This window comes from Alterluteimonas muca, assembly GCF_021191595.1.
Classification (GTDB): Bacteria; Pseudomonadota; Gammaproteobacteria; order Xanthomonadales; family Xanthomonadaceae; genus Luteimonas; species Luteimonas muca.
In genome coordinates, this window is record NZ_JAIWPS010000023.1 from 1 (window position 1) to 2,826 (window position 2,826).

The 2,826-nt window shown below is 62.3% G+C and carries 1 protein-coding gene; it reads left to right on the forward strand.

The annotated features are described in order from the left end of the window. The first annotated feature begins 130 nt into the window (after window positions 1–130). Window positions 131–2,665 (forward strand): AAA family ATPase, encoded by a 2,535-nt coding sequence (locus tag LDO11_RS15645; protein WP_232142349.1) that lies wholly within the window; start codon window positions 131–133, stop codon window positions 2,663–2,665. Window positions 2,666–2,826 lie beyond the last annotated feature (161 nt).

The following is a 2,826-nucleotide window of genomic DNA, read 5'->3' on the forward strand; positions in this document are numbered from 1 at the left end:
AAGCCCGCCAGAACAGGCCGGAAACGGCCGAAATCCGACCTGAAATCGATGAAAATCGCTGCCCGACACAATATTGATGCTCGTGTGGCGGCAAAAGCAGCATCAGGGCGTGTTATTCAGATGATCCCTAGTGCTCGATCATTTGCAGCCACTGGCCGAAGTCGGTGCTGTCCGCCGCGGGCGATCCACGCGCCTGGCGCCATTGGCTATCAGGCATCTGTCGCAGATGCCTGTCGCCTACGACGGGGATGCGCTCGGCCCCGAGAACCGGCCTGTGCTCGGGAGACTGCACCAACTCGAAGTTGGTCCGTTTCGCGGTTTCATGCGACAGGAGACCTTCGACCTCAGCCATGACATCACCTTGGTCTACGGTGCCAACGGCACCGGAAAGAGCAGCTTCTGCGAGGCCTTGGAAATGGCTATGCTCGGCTCAATCAGCGAAGCACAGGTCAAGCGGGTCGACCAGCGGACTTACTGCAACAACGTGCGCTTGCGCCGCCACTCCGCTCCAATATTGTCGTCCAAAGCCGCTGATGAGGTGTTGGTCGTCGAGCCCGACGAAGCCGAGTACCGCTTCTGCTTCATCGAGAAGAACCGCCTAGACGACTTCGCCCGCATCGCCGCGCGGACACCGGGCGATCAGCGTCAACTCATCGCCACCCTGTTCGGCGTTGACCAATTCAGCGAGTTCGTGCGCGGCTTCAATCCATCGCTCGATCAGGATCTGATGCTTGCCGGCGTGCAGGCGGCGCATCTGGCGCAGCGTCGCCTTCAGCTGGCGAACTCCGAGCAGACGATCGCCGTCCACCCACAGAAGATCGCAGCGGTCGAGGAGCAAGAGCGAGCACTGGCGCAGCTTATATCGCCTGGCGCAACATACCAGGCCTGCGTGGACTGGCTGCTCGGTACGCCGCAGCAACAGGGTCGGCTGCCGTATGTCCAGGCACAGCTGGACGCTATCCCGCCCGCTCTTCACGAAGTGACCCAAGCCCGACTACAGACGTTGCTGGCGGAGGCCTGCCGAGTCCAGGGACAGTGGCAGGAGTCCTCTGCGCAACTAGCAGCCCGCGCCGGCGAGGTGTCGTATGCGAAGCTCTACGAGGCAGTGCTGGGCCTGGCCGACGGAGCGACTGCTTGTCCCGCCTGTGGAACCGGACTGGCCGCTGTGACGCAGAACCCATTCGACAGGGCGCGCACGGGCCTGGACGAGCTCGCGCAACTGGCTGCACTCCAACAGCAGGAGAACGGGCTTCGGACGCAGTTGAGCGAGGCGGTCCGAGAGTTGTGGGACGAGATGCGCCGCGTGCTGGCGGCGGCTGCAATCGCCTGTCCTGCCGAACTGCTGGCCGCTGAGCTGCCGCTCCTCCATCCCACCGCAGCGGGCAACTGGCTCGGCGAGTGGGTCGATGGGGACCGGCGCGCATGGCACGCCCTTTTGCGTATCGCCGAGACCATCGAAGGCTTCGATGCGCTGGCTCGTGACGTGCATGCGACACGCGGCGAGTTGGCTCAGGAGCGGAATCGACTGCAGCAGCACCAGCTGGAAATCGAACGGTTGCGGACCATGCGCGCTACGGCTGATCAGGACCTGACTGCCGCCCATCAGATGGTGGCTCAGTTTGACGATGCGAACCAGGACCTGATCAAAGCCGTCGCGGCCGAAGTGCCGGAGGTGGCACACCATCAGCGAATCAAGGCGGCCTACGACGGTTTTCTGCCCGAGATCCAAGCCTACCTGGCCGCTCTGCCGGGTGTGCTGCTGCAGGGGCTGGGCGAACAGGCCCGTCATTTGTACAACGCGTTTAACCGGGCCGATCCAGCGGGCGATCTTCTGCACTCACTGTGGCTGCCGGTCGCAGAGAACGGCAAGATCGAGGTAGAGTTCGCCGCCGAGCCAGGCGTGCGCTACGACGCTCTGATCGTCTTCAGCGAAGGGCACATCAAGTGCCTAGGTCTGGCGATTTTGCTCGCCAAGAACATCGAGCAGGGCTGTCCAGTCGTCATCTTCGATGACGTTGTCAACGCGATCGACGACGACCATCGTGATGGAATCTGGCGCACATTCTTCGAGGACGGTTTGCTCGACGACAAGCAAATCATCCTCACCTCGCACGCCGAGGAATTCCTGCACCGTATCCAGCAGGAGTTGGGCGTGCGGCGCGCCGCGGCCATCAAACGCTACAAGTTCCTCCCGCATCAGGGAGAGCACGAACTGCGCGTCGACAGCGACCCGCCGACGAAGAACTACGTTCTGCTGGCCCAACAGGCATTGGCGGCCGACGAGAAGCGCGAGGCACTGCGCCAAGCCCGACCGGCACTGGAGAGCTTGACTGACCGCCTTTGGACTTGGCTGGGCCGGCGGGCGGATGGTCGGATCGACATCAAGCTGGGTGGGCCCCGGTCGCCATGGGAGTTGAACAACAAGTGCAGCAAATTGCGATCGGCGGTCAATCGAATCGCGGCACAGTATGTCGGTGCGCCCGAGGCGGTCGCCGCGCTCGATGCTTTGCTCAATATCAGTGGCGCTAGCATCGAGTGGTCTTACCTCAACAGCGGCGTCCACGACGCCCAGCGTGACCATGAGTTTGACCGCGCCACTGTGCGCACAATAGTCGAAGCAATCACCGCACTTGACGACGCACTAGAAATGCTGCGGAACCGCTGAGCAGGCGCCTCCAAAAATGTAAGCAGAGGGCCGGTGGACCGCCCAGATTTTCATAGACACTCATCGGCCGCTTTGCGCGTAGCGCCTTTCGAACTCTACCGGTGAGACATCGCCAGCGGAACCATGCCGACGAACCGGGTTGTAGAACATCTCGATGTAGT